Origin of the sequence: Sphingopyxis sp. H073, assembly GCF_001468395.1 — a bacterium.
In the GTDB taxonomy this organism is placed as follows: Bacteria; Pseudomonadota; Alphaproteobacteria; order Sphingomonadales; family Sphingomonadaceae; genus Sphingopyxis.
Window position 1 is genome coordinate 162,169 of the sequence record NZ_LNSG01000003.1, and the last position, 19,422, is coordinate 181,590.

20 protein-coding genes are annotated in these 19,422 nt (G+C 62.6%); 7 read left to right on the plus strand and 13 right to left on the minus strand.

The features are described 5' to 3' along the window. Nucleotides 1-48 precede the first annotated feature (48 nt). Nucleotides 49-747: a pirin family protein gene (locus ATE64_RS06340; protein ID WP_058453903.1), complete on the plus strand. Its 699-nt coding sequence runs from the start codon at nucleotides 49-51 to the stop codon at nucleotides 745-747. 36 nt (nucleotides 748-783) lie between these two features. On the opposite strand, the gene ATE64_RS06345 is transcribed toward ATE64_RS06340, so the two are convergent. From ATE64_RS06345 to ATE64_RS06370, 6 genes are all read right to left on the minus strand, one after another. Then, entirely contained in the window at nucleotides 784-1,128 is a 345-nt protein-coding gene (locus tag ATE64_RS06345) for a UBP-type zinc finger domain-containing protein (protein WP_058453904.1), read from the minus strand. 13 nt (nucleotides 1,129-1,141) lie between these two features. Continuing rightward, nucleotides 1,142-1,696 carry a methylated-DNA--[protein]-cysteine S-methyltransferase gene (locus ATE64_RS06350; protein ID WP_058453905.1) on the minus strand — a complete coding sequence of 185 codons (555 nt, stop codon included), beginning with the start codon at nucleotides 1,694-1,696 and terminating at the stop codon, nucleotides 1,142-1,144. Nucleotides 1,697-1,790: 94 nt separating this feature from the next. Further along, on the minus strand, nucleotides 1,791-2,291 hold the full coding sequence (locus ATE64_RS06355) for a retropepsin-like aspartic protease (RefSeq protein WP_082657606.1): 501 nt from the start codon (nucleotides 2,289-2,291) through the stop codon (nucleotides 1,791-1,793). Between the two features lie 93 nt (nucleotides 2,292-2,384). Further along, nucleotides 2,385-3,254: a hypothetical protein gene (locus ATE64_RS06360; protein ID WP_058453907.1), complete on the minus strand. Its 870-nt coding sequence runs from the start codon at nucleotides 3,252-3,254 to the stop codon at nucleotides 2,385-2,387. 17 nt (nucleotides 3,255-3,271) lie between these two features. Next, entirely contained in the window at nucleotides 3,272-3,997 is a 726-nt protein-coding gene (locus ATE64_RS06365; protein WP_058453908.1) for a PEP-CTERM sorting domain-containing protein, read from the minus strand. A gap of 126 nt (nucleotides 3,998-4,123) precedes the next feature. Next, nucleotides 4,124-4,996 (minus strand): EpsD family peptidyl-prolyl cis-trans isomerase, encoded by an 873-nt coding sequence (locus tag ATE64_RS06370; protein ID WP_082657607.1) that lies wholly within the window; start codon nucleotides 4,994-4,996, stop codon nucleotides 4,124-4,126. 98 nt (nucleotides 4,997-5,094) lie between these two features. Here ATE64_RS06370 and ATE64_RS06375 point away from each other — a divergent pair, with 98 nt between their 5' ends. After that, nucleotides 5,095-5,349 carry an XrtV sorting system accessory protein gene (locus ATE64_RS06375; RefSeq protein WP_058453909.1) on the plus strand — a complete coding sequence of 85 codons (255 nt, stop codon included), beginning with the start codon at nucleotides 5,095-5,097 and terminating at the stop codon, nucleotides 5,347-5,349. Here the strand turns inward: ATE64_RS06375 and xrtV are convergent. Beyond that, nucleotides 5,346-6,254, minus strand: a complete 909-nt coding sequence (xrtV, locus tag ATE64_RS06380; RefSeq protein WP_082657608.1) for an exosortase V — start codon at nucleotides 6,252-6,254, stop codon at nucleotides 5,346-5,348. The genes ATE64_RS06375 and xrtV overlap by 4 nt on opposite strands. 265 nt (nucleotides 6,255-6,519) lie before the next feature. On the opposite strand from xrtV, the gene ATE64_RS06385 reads away from it, so the two are divergent. Next, nucleotides 6,520-7,914, plus strand: a complete 1,395-nt coding sequence (locus tag ATE64_RS06385; RefSeq protein WP_058453910.1) for an oligosaccharide flippase family protein — start codon at nucleotides 6,520-6,522, stop codon at nucleotides 7,912-7,914. A gap of 101 nt (nucleotides 7,915-8,015) precedes the next feature. On the opposite strand, the gene ATE64_RS06390 is transcribed toward ATE64_RS06385, so the two are convergent. The 5 genes from ATE64_RS06390 to ATE64_RS06410 all read right to left on the minus strand — a co-directional run bounded on the left by ATE64_RS06390 (nucleotide 8,016) and on the right by ATE64_RS06410 (nucleotide 14,127). Continuing rightward, entirely contained in the window at nucleotides 8,016-8,945 is a 930-nt protein-coding gene (locus tag ATE64_RS06390; protein ID WP_058453911.1) for a glycosyltransferase, read from the minus strand. Between the two features lie 341 nt (nucleotides 8,946-9,286). Then, a complete protein-coding gene (locus ATE64_RS21045) occupies nucleotides 9,287-10,249 on the minus strand; it encodes a glycosyltransferase family 4 protein (protein WP_082657610.1) in 963 nt (320 codons plus the stop codon). Between the two features lie 24 nt (nucleotides 10,250-10,273). After that, nucleotides 10,274-11,578: a hypothetical protein gene (locus tag ATE64_RS06400; protein WP_156416534.1), complete on the minus strand. Its 1,305-nt coding sequence runs from the start codon at nucleotides 11,576-11,578 to the stop codon at nucleotides 10,274-10,276. Nucleotides 11,579-11,641: 63 nt separating this feature from the next. Then, entirely contained in the window at nucleotides 11,642-13,378 is a 1,737-nt protein-coding gene (locus ATE64_RS06405) for a hypothetical protein (RefSeq protein WP_231729100.1), read from the minus strand. A 41-nt stretch (nucleotides 13,379-13,419) separates the two neighbouring features. Beyond that, nucleotides 13,420-14,127 carry an exosortase C-terminal domain/associated protein EpsI gene (locus ATE64_RS06410; protein ID WP_082657612.1) on the minus strand — a complete coding sequence of 236 codons (708 nt, stop codon included), beginning with the start codon at nucleotides 14,125-14,127 and terminating at the stop codon, nucleotides 13,420-13,422. A 146-nt stretch (nucleotides 14,128-14,273) separates the two neighbouring features. Here ATE64_RS06410 and ATE64_RS06415 point away from each other — a divergent pair, with 146 nt between their 5' ends. The 4 genes from ATE64_RS06415 to ATE64_RS06430 all read left to right on the plus strand — a co-directional run bounded on the left by ATE64_RS06415 (nucleotide 14,274) and on the right by ATE64_RS06430 (nucleotide 18,832). Next, nucleotides 14,274-15,491: a glycosyltransferase family 4 protein gene (locus ATE64_RS06415; RefSeq protein WP_058453915.1), complete on the plus strand. Its 1,218-nt coding sequence runs from the start codon at nucleotides 14,274-14,276 to the stop codon at nucleotides 15,489-15,491. A 1-nt stretch (nucleotide 15,492) separates the two neighbouring features. Beyond that, a complete protein-coding gene (locus ATE64_RS06420; RefSeq protein ID WP_058453916.1) occupies nucleotides 15,493-16,695 on the plus strand; it encodes a glycosyltransferase family 2 protein in 1,203 nt (400 codons plus the stop codon). Continuing rightward, nucleotides 16,692-17,714, plus strand: coding sequence for a glycosyltransferase family 2 protein (locus ATE64_RS06425; RefSeq protein WP_058453917.1), 1,023 nt, complete (start codon nucleotides 16,692-16,694; stop codon nucleotides 17,712-17,714). Before ATE64_RS06420 ends, ATE64_RS06425 begins: the two co-directional genes overlap by 4 nt. Before the next feature lie 119 nt (nucleotides 17,715-17,833). Further along, on the plus strand, nucleotides 17,834-18,832 hold the full coding sequence (locus tag ATE64_RS06430; RefSeq protein ID WP_058453918.1) for a glycosyltransferase family 2 protein: 999 nt from the start codon (nucleotides 17,834-17,836) through the stop codon (nucleotides 18,830-18,832). A 39-nt stretch (nucleotides 18,833-18,871) separates the two neighbouring features. Here the strand turns inward: ATE64_RS06430 and ATE64_RS06435 are convergent, their stop codons facing one another. Then, complete coding sequence (locus ATE64_RS06435; RefSeq protein WP_058454144.1) at nucleotides 18,872-19,387, minus strand: DapH/DapD/GlmU-related protein; 516 nt, start codon at nucleotides 19,385-19,387, stop codon at nucleotides 18,872-18,874. Nucleotides 19,388-19,422: the final 35 nt, after the last annotated feature.

Below are 19,422 nucleotides of genomic sequence, written 5' to 3' on the forward strand. Positions count from 1 at the left end.
AATCGCGTGCAACGGCGGCTTTTCCGGCCTGCCCCTCGGAGACACATCATGATCGAACTTCGGCCTTTCGACAGCCTCGGTGCCGCCAACCACGGCTGGCTCGACGCGCATCATCATTTTTCCTTCGCCGGCTATCACGATCCCGCGCGGACGAGCTGGGGCAATCTGCGCGTCTGGAACGACGACACCATCGCGCCGCAGACCGGCTTCCCGCCGCATCCGCACCGCGATATGGAAATCATCACCTATGTCCGCGAGGGCGCGATCACGCACCAGGACAGCCTCGGCAACAAGGGCCGAACCGAAGCGGGCGACGTCCAGGTAATGAGCGCCGGCACCGGCATTCGCCATTCGGAATATAATCTCGAGGACGTGACCACGAAGATTTTCCAGATCTGGATTATCCCGACCCGCGACGGCGAACCGCCGCAATGGGGTGCCAAGCCGTTTCCCAAGGGCGAACGCTCGGGCAAGTTCGTGACGCTCGCCTCGGGCTATGAAAACGACAATGACGCGCTGCCGATCCGCACCGACGCGCGCGTCGTGGGCGCGACGCTCCGCGCGGGCGAGACGGCGGAATATCCGCTAGGCAAGGACCGCAAGGCCTATCTCGTCCCCGCCAAGGGCGCGGTGCAGATCGACGACGTCCGCGTCAACGCCCGCGATGGCGCCGCGATCAGCGGCATCGACGTGCTGCGCGTCACCGCGATCGAGGACAGCGAAATCGTCCTCGTCGACGCGGCCTGATCCCCGGGGCGGCGCGGCACCTCGTCGCCGCGCCGCCTATTGACGGAGCCGGCTGATCCAGTCCGCCGGCACCGCGCCTCGCGGACCGGGTACCGGCTGTGCGGCCGGGTGACTCGTCGGCGGGGCAAGCTGCGGCCCGGTTAGTGGCACGCCCTGCCGGTAATCCCAGAACCAGTCCTCGCCCGGTTCGAACGACTGGATAAAGGGGTGACCGGTCGCTTCGAAGTGCGCGGACGCGTGCTGCGCAGGCGAGGAATCGCAGCAGCCGATATGGCCGCAGGTGGCGCAGCGGCGCAGGTGGAACCACCAGCCGCCGTGCTCGAGACATTCGGCGCAGCCGGTTCCCGACGGCGGAACCGATGGATCGATGTCGCTGCTCATGCCGCATTCTCCATCAGAAATCGAAGCCTTGCTGCGCCGGTTCGGGCTGCGCCACACCCTCCAGCGCGAGCATTCGGGCCTTCGAGATCGCACCGCCCGGGGCCGAAAAGCCCCCGATCTTTCCGCCCGCTGCCATGACCCGGTGGCAGGGAACGATCAGCGGCACCGGATTGCGCGCCATTGCCTGGCCGACGCTCCGCGCATATTCGGGACCGACGCCCAGCATCCGCGCAACCGCGCCATAAGTTGTCGTCTCACCCCAGCCGAGCTGGCGCACGACGTCATAAACCCTTGTAAGGAAAAGCTCCTGCGGGCCGAGATCGACGGGAACGTCGGAAAAATCGACGCGCTGACCCGCGAAATAGCGACGGATGCCGTCGATAACCACGTCCACCTCCGGCGATGGGTCGGCACGCACCGCGTCAGGCATGTGCCGCGCAATCGCTCGTTCGCTGTCTTGCGCGTCCGGCGCGGGCAGGCGCAGGCTGTTGATGCCGGAGGCGTTCCACCCGATCGCAGCGACACCTGCCGCAGTCTCGAAAAGCTGAAAGTGGCTCTGCCCCGACATGTGCGGCTCCCATTTAGGGAGCCTGAATATAGGGAGCCCGGGTTTCGCGCCACAGTTTCCGGCCGCTTTCGTCACCCTTTTGATGGGCGGGGGTTCAGCGCGCCAGCGTCAGTCTGTCACCGTCGATGTGGATGCTGTCGAACTGCGCGAGGGCATTTTGCCCCAGCAGCGATACGCCGACATCGCGCCGCGGGACGGCCGCCTTCAGATTGCGGATCGGGTGGCCGTCGAATTCGATCTCGCGGATGACGATCCAGTCGACCGCCACGGGCCCCGCCGCAGTCAGCACCGCCTGCGTATCGCCCGTGACGACATAGCCGCCGAGTTTGCGGGCATCGGCGTGGCTCAGGACGACATGGCTTGCGCCGGTATCGACAAGAAACCGGATTGACCCCGCCGCCAGCTTTCCATCGATATAGAATAGGCCGTTGTCCGACCGCATTGCGCCCGACCGCGTTCCGCCTTCGGCCGGACCGCCCGCCGCGCCTCCAGCCGAAAATGCGGTCGCAGGCCCCTGTCCCGGTTCGGACACGACCAGCGGCGACGTAACCATCGACGTCAATGCTCCGGCAAGAAAGATGGCAGAGGCCCGCATTCGGCCGCTTTAGGCGCGGCAATTTGACCTTCGGTTTCCCCGTGTGGCTAACGGTGCATTAACCGGAATTTGCCTCCGGTGCGACCGGCCCGGTCAGCCGACCGTTTCTTTGGCCTCTTTGGTTTCCTCTTCGAGACGTTTCACGCGCCGCGACTGCAGTACGCCGAACAGCAGGAGGAATACCGACAGGATCGTCCACTGGATCACCTGCAGCCAATATCGCACCTTGAGCGAATATTCGTCGCGATAGAGGGTGTAATAGGGATCGCTGATACCCACGCCGAGTGCGTTGAACAGGACGCGGATCGGGCCGGGCAATCCACCTTCGACCAGGATTCCCGACCAGGACGGGCGTTGGGTCGTCTCGGCAAGCCGCTTCCTGCTCTTTGCTTCAAGCTGCACGAAGAAGGTCGCGGCGCCTTTTCCGGCGGGCCGGTACGGCGAAAAGGCCATCCGGTCGTCGGCGATATACCAATCCTGTCCGAAGAAGACGATGGTGCCGAGCTCACCGCCGACCAGCCTCGCCGGACCTTCGATGATCGCCACCGAACCCGCGTCGCTCGCGGCAATCGTCTGCCGCCGGCCGTCGGTGCCCGGCAGGGCGAACAGGATATAGGCGATAAAGCCGAGAATGACGCCGAGGGCGACAACCGCAAAGCTGTAGAATATCACGCGGAGCGTCTTGGCCCGCTTGATCTGGACCTCGAGCGGCGGCTCCACCTCCGGCTCCGGGTCGCGTTTGCGGAGAATGCGCAGGATGAGCCACGCCGGGAAGACGGCCAGAAGGAACAGGAACAAAAAGGTAAGCAACGGCGCATAAGCGCCGAAATGACCGATCTGCCATTCGGCAAGCCGCGCAAAGAAGCCGCGATATGTGGCTCCTTCCCACAGGAAATAGAGACCGCACAGCGCGATCCATACGCGAATAGCCAGTTTGCGAAGGGGCGTGGAGCGCGTCGACATGAACGGAGCGCGAAGCCTCAGGCGTTTGCGGCTGGCTGGAAACCAGCGCGGCGACGAAGGCGCATCGTCATTCCGACCCCGAACAGGCCGAGGATGAGCGATAGCCAGGTAGCCGGTTCGGGAACCGCCGGCGGCTGGTTCGGATCGCCGCCGCTGCTGGTCGTACCACCACTACTGCTGGTCGTCGTCCCGCCGCTGCTGGTCGTCGTCCCGCCGCTGCTCGTTCCCCCGCCGCTGCTGCCCCCCGACGAACTGCTCGTCGTACCCGGGGGCGGTGTGCTCGCCGAAAACACATTGTTTGCGATGGGACCGAGCGCGGGCGCCGCCAGTGCAAGCACCGGAGGCCCGGCAGCGGGGGCAGCGGCAAACGCCTCGGTGGCAGCCGTACCGGTCGGGTCCGGGACCGCCGCCGCGCCGTCGGACGGCGCCGCGATGACCGGACCGTCGCGGCGCGCAATGGTGGCGAAGTCGCGATCGCGCAGGGCACGGCGCACCCTGTTGCGCGGCAGGCGCGTGGCCTTCGCGATCGGCACCGCCGCATCGGGTTCATCGGCGTAGCTGCCGTCATCAACCTCTTCCGAGGGTGGAATGGCCATCGCCGCCATCGCGCTTGCACCCTGCCCCGGAATTCCAAGGATCGCACGGTCTTCAAGACGCGTAAAACCGATCAGCAGGACACCCAGGATCAGCGCGATGCGCGTCGTCCTGTACCGTGACGGCTTGCTACCCTCACTTGCTTCCATGCTTCGGCAACCCCCACAATACGATTCGTGTCACCTATTGGTAGCATAGCGGATGCTTTTCAACAAATTAGCTGTCTCGACATGGCACAGTTCCACTGCGCCGCGCCGGGACGGCACCCGCGAATGCTACGATCCGGGAGTGGCCGCCTTTGCCGGCGCCTTTGCCGGCGCCTTGGCAGCGGGCGGCTCGAGCCCCGCCTGATAGGTGATGTTCGCCTTGGCCCGCGCCTCGTCGACGCGCTTCTTGAGGACCGTCCCCAGATTCTCGGCGCGCATGACCTGCGCCGCCATCGGCCCCGCATCCTGCTCGCTGACCGGAACGGGTTGCTGGCCGACGATGACGCTCACGATGACCTTGCCCTGCGTCGGGATAATGAAAGGCTCCCCGTCTGGAAGCGCCAGGATCTGCTTCATCACTGCGGCCGGAACGACGCCCGAATCGATGCTGTTCTTGCCCTTCTGGTAGGTGATCGCCTTTTGCTTCAGCGTCGCCTCGACGTCCGCGAGCGACCGCGCTGCCTGCAGGTCCTTCAGGATCTTCTGGTCGCTCGGCATATCGAAGCTGATCTGGTCGACCATATAGGCGGTGCGCTGGCCGAACCGGCCGGGATTGTCGGCGATGAATTTCTTTACCGCGGCCGCTTCCGGCACCCGGACGGTGTCGGCGGTCTTCTTGCCGTACATGCTGACGAGCAGTTCTTCCTTCAGGCGGCGTTCGCGAATGATGTACAGGGGATCGCGGTCGAGCCCGTCTTCCTTGGCGACCTGCGCCATCAGCCGGCGGTTGATGATCTGCTGCAGCATCTGCCGCTGCACGGCCTTCTTGTCGCCCGCCGGGGGGTTCGGAAGTTCCGCGATTTCGGCGTTGAGCTCCTGCTGCGTGATCTCCTCGCCATTGACGACGGCGACCACCTGCCCCGTCGGTTCCTTGTCGCATCCGTGGAGGACGATGGCGGCGGCGCAAATATAGGCGAGCCTTGCAGTTATAGCGGTTTTCACTTACGCCCCCCAAAGGTTCTGGCAGTGCAACAGGCAAGATGCCTAAGCTGCTGGCTGCATAGCGATTTACGCGACCGCAATACAATGGGGAAACCGAATTGGAAACTGTCTACGATTGGATCACGGTTGCCATATTCGTCGGCCTGGCGGTACTCTTTCTCCAGCGCTCCTCCGAAGAGGAGCCGCGCGACAAAATCTATCATTACGCCCCGCCGGCCATCGGATGCGCGATCGCCAACTATCTGGGCAATGAGGGATATATGGTCGGGTCGGTCGTGCTGATCGTCGGCATCCTCGCCTATATCCACTACATCCTCAAACCCTTCGCGCCGTCCGACAGCAACGCGAACTAATCGCCGGCGGGTTTCCCGGCCGCGAAGCGCCAGACCCGCTGCAGCAGCTTGTCGAGCACATAGATCGTCACCAGCGAGATCGCGAAGGTCGTGAGCCCCGCGAAATTGTGCAGGAACCCTTGCGCCGCGGCCTCCCCCCAATAATAGGTGATGAGGATGAGCAGCAACACGCGCATCAGGTTCGAAAAGACCGCGACCGGGATCGCCGCCGCGACCAGCACCGCCATGTAGCGCCAGTTGGCCCGGTGGCTCATATAGACGTAGAAGAGCGTCAGGGCCGACAGCGTGATGAGCGAATTCAACCCCGCACAGGCCGCCGCGACCAGCAACTGATATTGCCCGATCTGGATCGTGACGCCCGCACTGGCAATCGGATAGCCGAGGAAATACAGCAGCGAGACCGCGCTCTCGCTGATCCATATCTTCAGCGGATTGGTCAGCGCGGCAACGAGGCTGTCGGGAAGCGGCACCGCGAACAACAGGTACAGCAGCGGAAACCACAGCCGCTGCAACGCCGCGGCGCCGACAAATGCATAGAGCAAGGCCACGACGAGCGCATAGAGCGCATAGACCTCCAACTCGATGACCGCCGCGATACGGAACAGCACGAGCGAGAGCGCGGTCACGAATATGGCGCCGAATGCCCTCCACGCGGCGGGTTTGTGCTGCACCGGACGCGTTTCCGGCAGCATCCTGACAAACAGCCATATCCCCGATGCCAGAACCAGCGGGCCGTGCGAGCCCTGCTCGGTCGACCAGCTTTGCGTGGCGATGAACCGCCATGTCGGAAACGACACCAGGGCCAGTCCCAGAAGGGCCGGCCAGTAACGCCCCGCCCATGCGAGCGCGGATTGTTTTACCACAGGGTTACCCGAAGCGTGCAATGTCGACTTTCGCCTTTGCATCGGGCAAGCAGGCCCTCCGCCACGATGGCGGTCACCGATCTCTCCCTGATGCACGCGACTAGCAAAACATCCGATCCTTTCGCAAGCCGGATGATGATGGGCATGCGGGGCGAGACGCCGATTCAGCGCGAACCGCACCGAAGCGGTTCAGAATGGGGCGAAAGCTGTGCGATTTGCCTTCGCGTAAACGGAGCTTTTTGCTCGACAAGATGCGCGCGAATGCTACCGCGTCGCGGGTGACGACATTTCATGCAGTCAAACCGGATTGGGCCAGCCGATTGTGGACCTAAAGCACCAGCTGACTTCGCTGAAGTCGATCTTCCTTGGTCAAGGCGACACCACCTCACTCCGCGGCCGGGCGATGAATTCGGGCGCGTGGATCGGTGCCGGATTTGCGGTGCAGAAAGCTCTCCAGTTCGGGTCCAACCTGATCCTGACGCGCCTGCTGTTTCCCGAAGCCTTTGGCCTGATGGCGCTGGCGTCGGTCTTCATGGTCGGGCTCGCGATGTTCTCGGACGTGGGAATTTATCCGGCGGTTATCAGGGACCCGCGGGGCGACGACCCCGATTTTCTGAACACGGCATGGACGGTGCAGGCTGTTCGAGGCCTTGGCTTGTGCGCTGTGGGAGCAGCGATCGCTTACCCCATATCGCTGATTTACGAGCAGCCCATTCTATTTCCGCTGCTTGCCCTGCTCAGCACCACTGCAGCCATATCGGGATTCCAGTCCATTTCCCTTGCCACGGCCGAAAGACGGCTGGATTTTCGCAGGGTCACGGTCATTCAGGTCATATCCCAGATTGTTTCCATCACCCTGCTGATTACTTTATCATATTTATACAGATCGGTCTGGTCGCTGGCTTTCTCGGGCGTCATCAGCACGCTTGCCTCAGTTGTCCTGGGCCATCTGCTGCTTCCGAAGCACCGACATCGGTTCATGCTGCACTCCGCATCGGCAAAATCGCTTTTCCATTTCGGGCGGTGGATATTGCTGTCGACCCTCGCCACCTATTTGGGCGGAGAAGGACTGAAGGCCATTCAGGGAGGCCTGATTTCCCCTGCGGAATTTGGCGTCCTTTCTATAGCCTATACGATCGCGGCCATTCCGAACGAACTTGCGACGAAACTCGCCGCATCGATTGGACTGCCCGCCATTGCCGAAACCTATCGCGCCGCGCCCGATCGCACGTCCGCGGTGCTGCACGCACTGCGGATCCGGACACTTGCCGTTTCGCTGACACTTTTTGCTGGCGCAATCGTGGTCGCGCATCCCGCGATCCGCCTGCTCTATGATCCAAGATACCATGCAGCGGCAGACTATCTCGTGGCGCTGTGCGCAGGCAACGCGATTGCAGCGGTCGCCTCTGGCTACAATAGTGCAATTCTGGCGATCGGAAGGGCGTCAAGCTACTTCCTGTTGATCGCCTCGCTGGCGATAATCCGCATCGTGGCGGTCCTACTGGGCTTCCATATCGACGGAATCATGGGAATGCTATACGGGATGGCTTGCGCAAATCTTGTATATATCGCGATCACATGGATCGTCGCATTTCGATTCAAGATCATCGATTTAAAAATGGACATCATATCGATAATATTGGTTTTGTCATTTTTGCTCGTATTCAGTTCGGCATATCATTTTATGGTTCATATCTTATAGAAAAAGTTGGACGTTTTACCTTAAAGAATACGCTGCATTGAAGGCAAATCTGTGCCAATAATAATACCCCCTCATCTGGAACAGCATGCCGGAATCGCGCATTAGTCCAATATGGTGGCCAAACGATGGCGCCAGTCATGCCGGGTGCGAACATGTTCCACATTGCGTTCGCGGATGGTCGCTAGCTTCTGCGGTTCGGCGCACAAGGCGTGGAGCATGGCCAACGCCTCTTCTGGGGCCTCCGGTAGTTCGATGGTCGCCTCCGGCCAGTCGAGCAATTCGTCGGCTTCCTCGGTGGAGGGGCGGGAGCCAGCGACTATGCAGCCTGCCGCGAGCGATTCGAACCAGCGCTGGCCGACGATGGACATCGGCACCCGCAGCGGACTGGTGATATGCGGGTCATAAGCGAGCGCGATCAGGGACGATTGCGCCAACTTCCAGAAATGCATGCGGTGTAGCCGCATATCATCGATGGCACCGATAGACAGATGATCGGTGTGGTGGAAGATGTAAGGGCTTTCCGGGGTATTCATCGCTTCGGCGACCGTACGGGTGATACCTGGCAGCTGCCGTCCGTAAGCGAGCACGGCAATCGGACGATCACTGTTAAGACCATTCACCAGCGTCGTATCTGTCGCCAGCGGCACGTGCCGCGCAATGGCGCGATGCTCCGGTCGGAGGCTCTCATAAACAGGGCGGAATGGCAGGCACAGCCGGTCGACGCTATCCTCCAGGCTGAACGCCGGGCGCAGGCGGCTTGCGATGGCTCGCGCCGGACCGGGCAGCCGTTCGATGAACTGCTGACCGCGCGAATAGAGTATGTGCGGCGTATCCCAGCAATCGAACAGGTAAACCACGACGCGATTGCCCGCTTCACGGAGAGCGCGCAATTGAGTCTCCAGAGGCGGCAATTGATAGAAAGCCAGCAGGACACAGACGATCGTCGCGTTCCTTGCTTGGGCGGGGCTTTCCGGCAGGAGACACAGCTCGGCGTCATGCTCCCGCAGCAATATATTCTCCAACTCCGCCATGCAGCACATGGCCGGAGACCGATCGAGATTCCGCATCGACAGAACGTAAATCTTCCCGCCGGTACCGGATGTATAAACAGGAGCTCTACTCACTGCCTTCACCATATCAGGATCGGCGTTTATAGGGTGCGGCAGGCCGCGCCGCGCCTGACGTCGCGAAAAGTGGAACAGATGACACTTTCCGGACGAACGGACGCCAAGGCAGCTTGACTGGGCCTGAGCCAAATGCGGAATGGTACGGCGATGGCATCCCTTGCGTCCTTTTCATCCCCGGTCGCCAAATCGGGCAACGCCGTTTAAGTTCCAGGCGATCTTCACGGTCGAGGGCTGGTTCGCCTGTGTCAAATTCGCAAAACTACTCTCGCAAGCTGCGCCCCCCATGATCGGTCGCGATCATAGAGCGCCTCGCGAACGACTGCCAGTTGATCCGACATTGCCGCAACACGCCCTTCGTTCACCATCAAGTCGCGCAACTCCGCTTCCATCGCGTCCTGACTGTCCGCCTCGAATATCGCGCATCCGTCACCCAAAGCAGCTATAGCGGGAACGATCGAACTCATGAGCGAGGGGACGCCGTGAGCAGCCGCCTCGAAGCCCACCACGGCAAGCCCCTCGTTGAAAGCCGTTCGCGTCGGACAGACCAGTAAATCCGCGGCATCGATTGCCCGATGCACCGCTGTCCCGTCCAGCTTGCCCACGAAGGAAACGCGCGGGTCATCGAGCTTGGCGATCAGCGCTTCGAGTTCGGCGGTTGCGCTCCCTGCACCCGCAAACACCAAAGTGAGATCCGGAAAGTCCGACTTCAACGCAGCAAACGCGTCCAACAGCATAAAGACGCCTTTGTCGTGCTCGATCCTGCCAAGATACAAAAGGTTACGAACTCGGCTGACGCGTTTCACAGCATGCCGATGCGCCATCTGAGGAATCTGTGCCAATCCCTGTACCCGCCCCAAAGTCACTTGCGCAATCTGCCTCGCGCATTCGGCCGATGTGCAAATCGCATCGTCGATCGACCGGGCGCGCCATGCAGTTTGTGCTTTTCGATAGACTCCTTTTGCACCGCCCAAGCGTTGCCCCATAGGCCAGAATGTATTGTGCGCCGTCAGCAACAAGCGCTGGCTGCGCCGCGCGAGCCTCGGCCAGAACGCCGACGGAAAGTCGGTTGCCGCAAGGATCAGATGGGGCGCAAATGCATCGATTGCAGAACACACCCGGTTTCCATAGTCATTCTGCGCCGCAAAATATTCCTTGCGGCTATTCCAGCTACCTCGCGCGATCCGATGAAAAGAGTGGGACCGGTCCATCTGGTCCTTCGGAACGGATATCTTTTACCGAGTACGAGCCGGGCGTCCGGGCGAGCTCGCAGTCGCGAACACGGCGCCGGCGATCAACCACGTCAGTGGCACGATCGATGAGTTGGGAACGCTGTCCAGCAGATTGATGGCGAGCAACGCGCAGAGGGCGGCCGATGGAACCGAAATGGCCTCGAGCGCCTTGCGCCGCCACAAGAGGCTGACGGCTCCGATCGACAGCAGGCCGAACATCGACAAATACCCCGCCCAGCCCCACGTGCCGAACGCAATGATCCAGCTGCCGTCGGTGACGCTGTTGTCCCTCCCCGTTTCGGGGTCGTAAATGCGATTCCGGCCCCAGCTTCCCCAGCCGAACATCGGCTTTTGCGCGACTTTCTGAAGCAGCTCATCCTCGTTTATCAGCCGCACTCCGAGCGAATCGCCGCGATCGGTGCTGAAAGCGTTGGTCATTTCGGATATCGTCGCCGTGGGGATCAGTCCGGCGGCGCGCACCGCGGGGTAGAGCAGCACCAAGCCGCATAGCGCCGCGCTCAGCAGGGCAAGCCGCCGGGCGCGCAGGAACGCGATCGCCGGGACCGTCACCGCGGCGAGCACGAACGCCCCCAGCGATTTGCACAGCACCAGAATCAGCGCCAGATAGGCTGCGAACAGTCCCGACCGGGTACGGCGCGTTCCCGTGGCATCCTTCCACCGCGCGGCGGCCGCCGCCAGCGCCATGGCACAGAAGATCGCGACTAGCAGACCGTGGCCCAGGAACACCACGGGGCGAAAGCCGCCTCCGCGCACCTGTTGCCCGAAGCTGTGCGGAAAAAAGCCGTAGATCAGCCGGTGCAACTGCGGACTGAGCCGGATTTCGATCAGCATCAATACCGAATAGGCCAGCGCCGCGAGCACCAGCGCAAAGAGGAACTGGCGGCGGCGCTCGTCATTGTTCAACAAGCCATAGCCAGCCACAAACGGGATAAGCGTGATGACGTTCAAAGCCGCCTGCGACGCAGCGTCGTACAATGTCATCGGCGGAATGAAGCGGTCGCCGTAGAGGAAGGATTCGGGATTGAAGACCGATGTCGCGAAGGGCGAGAAGACGAACAGCACGGCCAGGCCGACGATCGCGGGATTCTTGAAGGCGCCGAGCCATCGTTCGCGCGCGAACAGCGCGCAGCCGATCAGGATCGAGAGGTTGGAAATGCTGGTCTTGTCGAGCGGCGGCACACCCGAAAACTCGAACGAGGTCTTGACGGGGAGCAGCAGATAAGCGCCGAGAACCGACCACATGAGCGCCCGGTGTGCGGGGAGCGTCGCAAACAGCAGGATCGCCACGCACGGCCAGACGCCGAGGACCAAATAGGCAAACAGATTCGGAATCGAACGCCCCCCGCGCGGTTATTCAGCGGTCGGCATATGCGGCCGCGGGACGTTGCAGTCCAGCAGCGCGCGCATTTTGGGGCTGTTTTCATTCGGCGTGTCATAGCTCGCCTTGGCGCCCCAGCTTCCCCACCGGGTCCCTTGCCGCCCCACACTGTTGAAATGGGCGAGCAGGCTGCAACCAAGGTCGCGATGCACCCGCATGAGTTCGACATAGAGATCATACATGCGCGGATGCGACTGCGCCGGCGCCAGCGCCGGACCATAGGGCAACTCCGCCTGCCCCTTGGGCTGGATATGCTGTCCTCCCTCATAAGCGATGTAGGCAAGTCCATTGCGCTTCGCGAAATCGATCGTCCGGGACAGGCTGTCGCCGGCGCGCAGTTCCGCCAGCGTCGCCGCGACATCGTCGATCACCATATCGGCTGTCAGCGCCGCGCCAAGGCTCGCCCATTTCTCATAGGCCGCGTCGCGAGGCCCGACATAGGCAGCGGGCGACACCGTATCGACCCCGCCGTTTTTGAGACACCACCGGATCGTGCGTTGCGACGCGTCGAACCAGGCCGCCTGGACCGCGCCGACCCGCACCAGCCGCTTCGCATCGGCTCCCGCCCATTCGCGCTCCCATATGGCGAACGTCCGCCTGAACAGCGCCCCGATCCGCTCGGGGTGATCCTTCCCCTCGGTCTTCGCGGCATCCTTCCAGGGATTCCCGCCCTTCGCTTCGACCAAGGCGCCCGCCAGCGGCGAATTCAGCATCCAGCCGGCCTGCAGAAAGCCCCAGTTCCAGACCTCGTTCGAATATTCGAGATAGACTTTCAGCTTGGGGTCAAGCGTCTGATGCACCAGCTTCGCAAACTGTGCGATATAGTCGTCGGTCGCACGGTGCGGGATGCAAAACCACGGATCGATCTGAAGCGTGTTGCATAGCTGGACCATCAATTCGATCGAGACGCCGCCCGAAAACTTCATCTGGAACGGTGTCGGCGCAGGACCGAAGCGGGCGTCGGGATCGCCCCGCGTCGCCACCATCGTATAGAATGTCGGCCGTTTCCGGTTGCGCCAATGTTCTTCGATCGAGTTGTTCGTGCCTGCCCAATCCATGAACCGCAGGCAATGGAACGGACGGCAGAAATCGAGGAATTCGGGCAGGAACGGATCGCGCGTCAGGTCCGCATTCTCGTCGGCTTCCGCAACCAGCCGGATATTTCGGATGTGATTGCCGCGCTTGGACCGCCTGATGATGATCCCTTCGTAATTCTTCCTGTCATTCCGCATGCTCAGTTTCACGCGGCCCGGTCTGCTCGATATGATCCGGGTAGAGGCCGTCGCGTCGATCTCGCCTTCCCCGTCATAAAGCAGAATATAGGTTCCTGGCGGTCGCCAGTTAGGGACAAGGGTCGCGACCGTTTGAGGTTCCGAAAGCCCGGGGCTGCGGACCGGCACCTCGAGCGGGTAACCGTCCTCGTCATACTGGAACGCTGCCGGGACATTGGTGTTGTCCGGCCCGGCCTTGCTGAGATTCTTCGTGTACCAAGGCCTTGCCCCCAGAAACAGGTTCCGGAAGGGAAAGCCCGGCTCCCAGTCCGCGATTCCGGCCAGATTCATGCCGATGGGCAATTTGGGAAAGCTGTCGCCGCGCGGGATGGGAATCGGTTCCTCACGCGTCGCGGCCCACAGTCCGCCGAGACCGGCCGTAAAGACGCCCGCGCCGGCCGCGGAAGCCAGCATCAACGACCGACGATCAATCTTCATCGGCCGGCAGCCCGTCGGTTATCGAGCCGCCGACGCGGCGTTCAAAACAAGACATTGTTCCGGAACTCGCTGGAACAGGCTCGGGCAAAAGCCTGCAGGAATTCCTCGAGCGCGTCGGGCGAATAGCCGGATGCCCCCTCTATCGTCGAGACGCGGAAAAGCAGCCCGTCGGGAGAAACACCCCGAACATTCGCCAGCGCCATTGAGATTCTCTGTTCGGCCCACCCAACGGGAAAATCCCTACCTACACGGACCCAGTACAGAATCTCCTCCTTCGGGCCGCCACGATCGGCGATCAGCTTTCGCGCGGCGATGCGGCGACCGTCGAAATCGAGCGACACAGCCTTGGAAAAAACGATCGGGAAACCCGCCGCCGGATAGCAAACCTCGGGCCGATGGACCTGAACGTCATTCTGCTGGATATTGTTGTACGCTAGTAGCACCATCATTGTGGGCAACCCGTCGCCTTGGTAGATACGGGTTTCGAGATTCTGATAGAGATTGTCGGAAAACGGGTCGGGGGCAGCGGTTACCAGTTCGCTGCTCGTCCGCGACCGCCACCTGCCCGCAGCCCCAGGGATCATCTTGCGGAACCGCTCTTTGGGGATGGGCGCGGCCAAGGCTCTCGGCATGTTGAGGGAGGAGATGGCGGCGGCCGCCGCCAGCCCTAGGCCAATCAGGGCGCCTCGCCGGTCGATCATCCTGCTATCGGCACGTTCGCCCGGCGAAAAAATGTTGCGTCTGGTCATATTAGCCCTTTGGATCGGCCGCTCATGCTTAGTCGCCGTCGGACAAACTCGCCAACGAAAAAGTTCCCCACTATAAAAGGGCGCGGCTTGCAAAGCTGTTCGAACAGCCTAGGCGGGAAACAACGCAAGCGTTCGGGGGGCCAAGCTTGAGAATTGCGTATCTGGTAAATCGCTATCCGGCGACAAGTCACAGCTTCATTCGCCGCGAGATCGCAGCAGTCGAGGCCGCAGGCGCAGAGGTGTTTCGCTTCTCGGTCCGCCCCGCGGACCTCGCCGCCTTGCCCGACCCGCGCGACCAGGCGGAAGTCATGCGAACCGAGACGCTTCTAACCCCAGGCGGCCTGCGACTCCTGCTGCGGTTGGCGGGGCGATTCCTCCGATATCCGGGCCGCGGCATCGTGGCGACGCGGACAGCCTTTGCGCGCGGGGAATGGAAGGTCGCGCCGATTATAAGGCGCGTCGCCTATTTGGCCGAAGCCGCCGAACTGGCCGCGCGGATGCGGGCGTTGAAGGTCGATCACCTGCACGCCCATTTCGGGACAAATCCCGCAATAGTGGCCCGGATCGCCAGCAAATGGAGTAGCATCCCCTACAGTTTCACGGTCCACGGGCCCGACGAATTCGACCTCGCCGCCCCGCTCGACCTCACCGGGAAGATCGCCGACGCCCGATTTTGCGTGGCAATTAGCAGCTTCGGGCGCAGCCAGTTGATGCGCTGGAGCGCGTTCGACGACTGGAGCAAGATTGAGGTGGTCCGGTGCGGCGTAGACGAAATGTTCCTCAATGACGGCGCCCCGTCGCCTGTGCCTGCCACGCCGCGCCTGTGCGCCGTCGCGCGATTGAGCGCGCAAAAGGGCATACCGCTGCTGATCGAGGCCGCGAAGCGCCTCAGGGACGAAGGCAGGCATTTCGAACTTGTCCTGATCGGCGATGGCGAAATGCGGGACGAGATCGAACGGATCGTCGATCGCCACAGCCTCAAAGCGATAGTTCGGATCACTGGATGGGTGAGCGCCGACGAGGTGGTCGCGCATCTGTCCGAGGCGCGCGCTATGGTCTTGCCCAGCTTTGCCGAAGGGCTTCCGGTCGTGATCATGGAGGCGCTGGCACTCGAACGCCCTGTCGTTGCCACCGCAATTGCCGGCACCCCCGAACTCGTCGACCATAGGTGCGGCTGGCTTATTCCCGCGGGATCCGTCGACGCGCTGACCGATGCGATGCGCGCGGCGCTAGACGCCTCGCCTGCCGAGCTCGCCGCGCTGGGCAGTGTCGGAAGGGAAAGAGTGCGCGACCGGCACGATGCGAGCCGGAATGGCCGCGAACTCTATCGCCTGTTCCAGCTCCATCACGACATCGGCCGATGACATGATCGCGCTGCTGGCCTGGCTCCTCGCCCTCCCCCCTCTGATCGCTCTTTCGATTTTCGTTCTTGAAACGCTGCTCGGCCTCGGGCGGCTTCGCGAAGCACCGCCACCTCCGGGGCAGCCGAAAACTGTCATAGTGATGCCCGCGCACAATGAAGCCACGACGATCGGGTCGACTCTCGACCGGCTGCAACCAGCCCTCAGCCAAAATATTCGCCTGCTAGTCGTCGCTGACAATTGCACCGACGACACGGCGAAAATCATCCAGTCGCGGGGTCATGCGGTGGTCGAGCGCCATGACCCGGAGAACCGGGGCAAGGGCTTTGCGCTGGCGTTCGGACGCGACCATCTGCTCGCTTCTCGCGACGAGCGCACGCTCGAATGCGTCGTCGTCCTCGACGCCGATTGCGAGACCGACGCGGCATCGCTGTCGACGCTCACGCGGACCTGTGTCGCGCGGCGCGTGACTGTCCAGAGCCGCAATATCCTCCGGGAAGCGAGCGATGCCCCCGCAAAGGTCCAGATGTCCAGTTTCGCGTTCTGGATCAAAAGCGTCGTCCGCCAGCGCGGCGGGATGCGTTTGGGTGGCGCGGCCCTGGTGACCGGGACCGGAACGGCCTATCCTTGGGCCCTGTTCAAGACGCTTCCGCTGGCAACCGCGAACATCGTCGAGGACTTGGCGATTGGTATCCACCTGACGCGGAACCGGCAGGCGCCAATCTATCTGGACAGTGCCTCGGTCCGGAGCGCGGCCGCCGATGAGGCGGCGACGCTGAGCCAGCGCACGCGCTGGGAGCACGGCTTCCTCCAAACTGCCCGGACATTCGCTTTCAGCGCGATCCACGACGGCATCCTGTCGCGGAATCAAAAGCTGCTCCACCTCGGCCTTCACCTTCTCGTTCCACCCCTGACGTTGCTCCTGCTCGTATCGCTCACAGCGCTCGCAGCAACCGGCGTTCTGGCGTGGCTCGGCGGAGATTGGTCTGCCTTCGTCGCGCTGGCTGCCGCGATCCTGCTGGCAGCCGCCGCTATCCTGCTCAATTGGGCGGTCGAGGGGCGGCGTTGGCTCAGCGCCCGCGCGATGCTCCAGCTGCCGCTCTACATGGTATGGAAGCTGCCGGTCTATCTCGGTTTCGTGCGCGGCAAGAGCGTCGGCTGGGTCAGGACCGAACGAACCGACGCGGGAACGGAACAGCGGCCTTGACCAAAATCCTGACCATCATCGTCAATTACCGCACCCCCGAACTGGCCGAAAAATGCCTTGCAGCGCTCGCCAGCGAACGATCGGGTGACGCCGGTCTCTCGGCCATCTTGGTCGATGGCAATTCTGGCGACGGGTCGGCGGAGCGGCTCGCCGGCTTTCTGGCGCTTACCGGGTTCGACGGATGGACCGACCTGCTTCCGCTCGATTTCAACGGCGGGTTCGGTTGGGCGAACAATCAGGCGATCCTCAGCCGCGGCACCGACCTTCCCGACTATATCTACCTCCTCAATCCCGACGCCGAGGTCACGCCTGGCGCCGTCGCGTCGCTCGCCACGGCGCTCGATACGCATCCCCGGGTCGCGGCCGTGGGTAGTCAGCTTATCGAACCCGACGGCGCCCCCGCCGCCTCGGCCTTTCGCTTCCCCTCCCCGGGCCGCGAGTTCGTGCGCGGATCGCAAACCTTTGCTCTGCATCGGCTGCTGGGCATTCCGCCGATCGTTCTGGCGCCGGGCGAGGCAGGTCCGGTCGGCTGGGTAACCGGCGCCAGCGTAATGCTGCGCCGCGATGCGCTCGCCGCAACCGGCCTGTTCGACGACGGCTTCTTTCTCTATTTCGAGGAAGTCGAACTGATGCGACGCCTGACCCGCGGCGGCTGGCAGATATGGTGCGAACCACAAAGCCGAGTCCGCCATATTGGCGGCGCATCGACCGGCGTCGACGGGAAACAGGTACGAAAGCCGAAACCGGCCTATTGGTTCGCATCGCGCAACCGATACTTCACGCGCAGCGGTGGAGCCGCCTACGCCTGTCTCGCGAACCTTGCCTGGCTGTCCGGCTTCGCGCTGATCGGGGGCCCGCGCATGTTGCTGTCACGAACGGCACGTGCCAACGCAACTGCGGGGGAGACGCGGGGCATCATCCAGGAGGGCATCTGGCCCGCGGCACGGCATCGCAGGGCCTCGATCGCCAGAATTGGCTCGGCCTTTGGTCAATTGCCCCGCTGGGCGGAGGATAGTTGACCGATCCGGAATATCGCCCGCGGACGTATCGAAACGCAGAAAGTCCAAAGCAATCATCGCTAATCGAGTGAGCGCATGACAAGAAGATTCCTGAGCCCCTCTCTGTGGATACTACCTGCATGACGTCGCGACACAAACTCGGAATCGTGGTGATCGGACGCAACGAGGGCGAACGCCTCAAGGCCTGTCTGGCGAAGCTGCCTAACGGGCCCACCACCGTATATGTCGATTCCGGATCGCAAGACGGCAGCGTGGAGTTCGCGCGGGGACGGGGAATCGACGCGTTTTCGCTGACGTCAGACAAGCCGTTCACGGCTGCACGCGGACGCAACGCCGGTATCTGTCACCTGTTGGAACGGCACCCCGATCTTGAGTTCATCCAGACCGTCGACGGCGACTGCCTGATCGATGATCACTGGCTTGAAAAGGGCGTCGCCGCGCTGGAGGCGCATCCCACGGCAGGGGTCGTCTTCGGAAGCCTCCGCGAAGTGAACCCCGAAGGCAGCCTGTACAATTACCTGTGCGACAGATCGTGGAACGCACCCGTCGGCGAGGCCGAAAGCTGCGGCGGCATCGCGATGCACCGGGTTGCCGCGATCCGGCCGGCGGGCGGCTTTGACGAAACGCTGATCGCCGGAGAAGAATCCGACCTTTGCCTGAAGATCAGGAAGGCCGGCTGGTCTGTGCTGAGCGTCGACGCAGAAATGGGCCTTCACGATGCCGCGATATTCGAATTCTGGCAATGGCGACGCCGGATGCGGAGGACGGGCTATGCCTACGCCGAACATGTCGCGCGAAACGGCAAAGAAAGCCTGCCGAGCTGGAAGAGAGAGGTGCTCAGATTTTCTTTCTGGGGCTTGGCCCTCCCCCTGTTCATCGTGTTCGCCGCCTTCTCCCTGTTCTTCGCCAACAGGTCGTTGTTGTGGTTGGCGGCACCCCTTTCGCTGTACCTCCTTCAATTCTTCAGGATATGGAGGCGCGAGAGGGGGAAGAGCCGATATGCGATCCGGATCGCGCTGCTGACGGTGTACGAGAAATTTGCCGAGTTGGCGGGCGCTTTTCAATTCTTGACGAAACCGTTCGCCGGCAAGCGATCGAAGATCATCGAATATAAGTAGAGCCGCGCCGCCGCGATCCGTCGCCGCGCGTAAGCTTGCTCAGTTTTCGGGCACGAGCCGACCCGGATTTCCGACCACGACGCCATAGGCGGGGACATCCTTCAGCACCACCGCATTCGCCCCGACGCGCGCATGGTCGCCGATCGTGACCGGCCCTATGATCTTCGCGCCCGCGCCGATGTCGACATGGCCGCCGATCGTGGGAATGCCCCGGTCGTTCGCCCCGATCGTCACTTGCTGAAAGATCAGGCAATTGCACCCGATCTCGGCGCCGGGGTGGAGGACGATGCCGTTGGGATGCGGGATCAACAGACCACCACCGATCCGGCTGTTGATCGGAATGTCCGCGCCGGTCACGGCCGACCAGAAGCGATGCCGCAGGACCGCCAGCTTGCGCGCGAAGGGCGCCAGGATACCCCGTGCGTCCTGATAGCGCCGGATGCTGGCCAGCAGCGCCCGGGGCGGATCCCATGCGCCCGCTGCCTTGCGCTCGCGCGACCAGTCAGGGTCGGACGCCGATATTGCCGGCTGGCCTTCGGGATCGAGGATCGCCATGGGATATCGCTGTTCCTTCGAAATGCTGTCCGTCG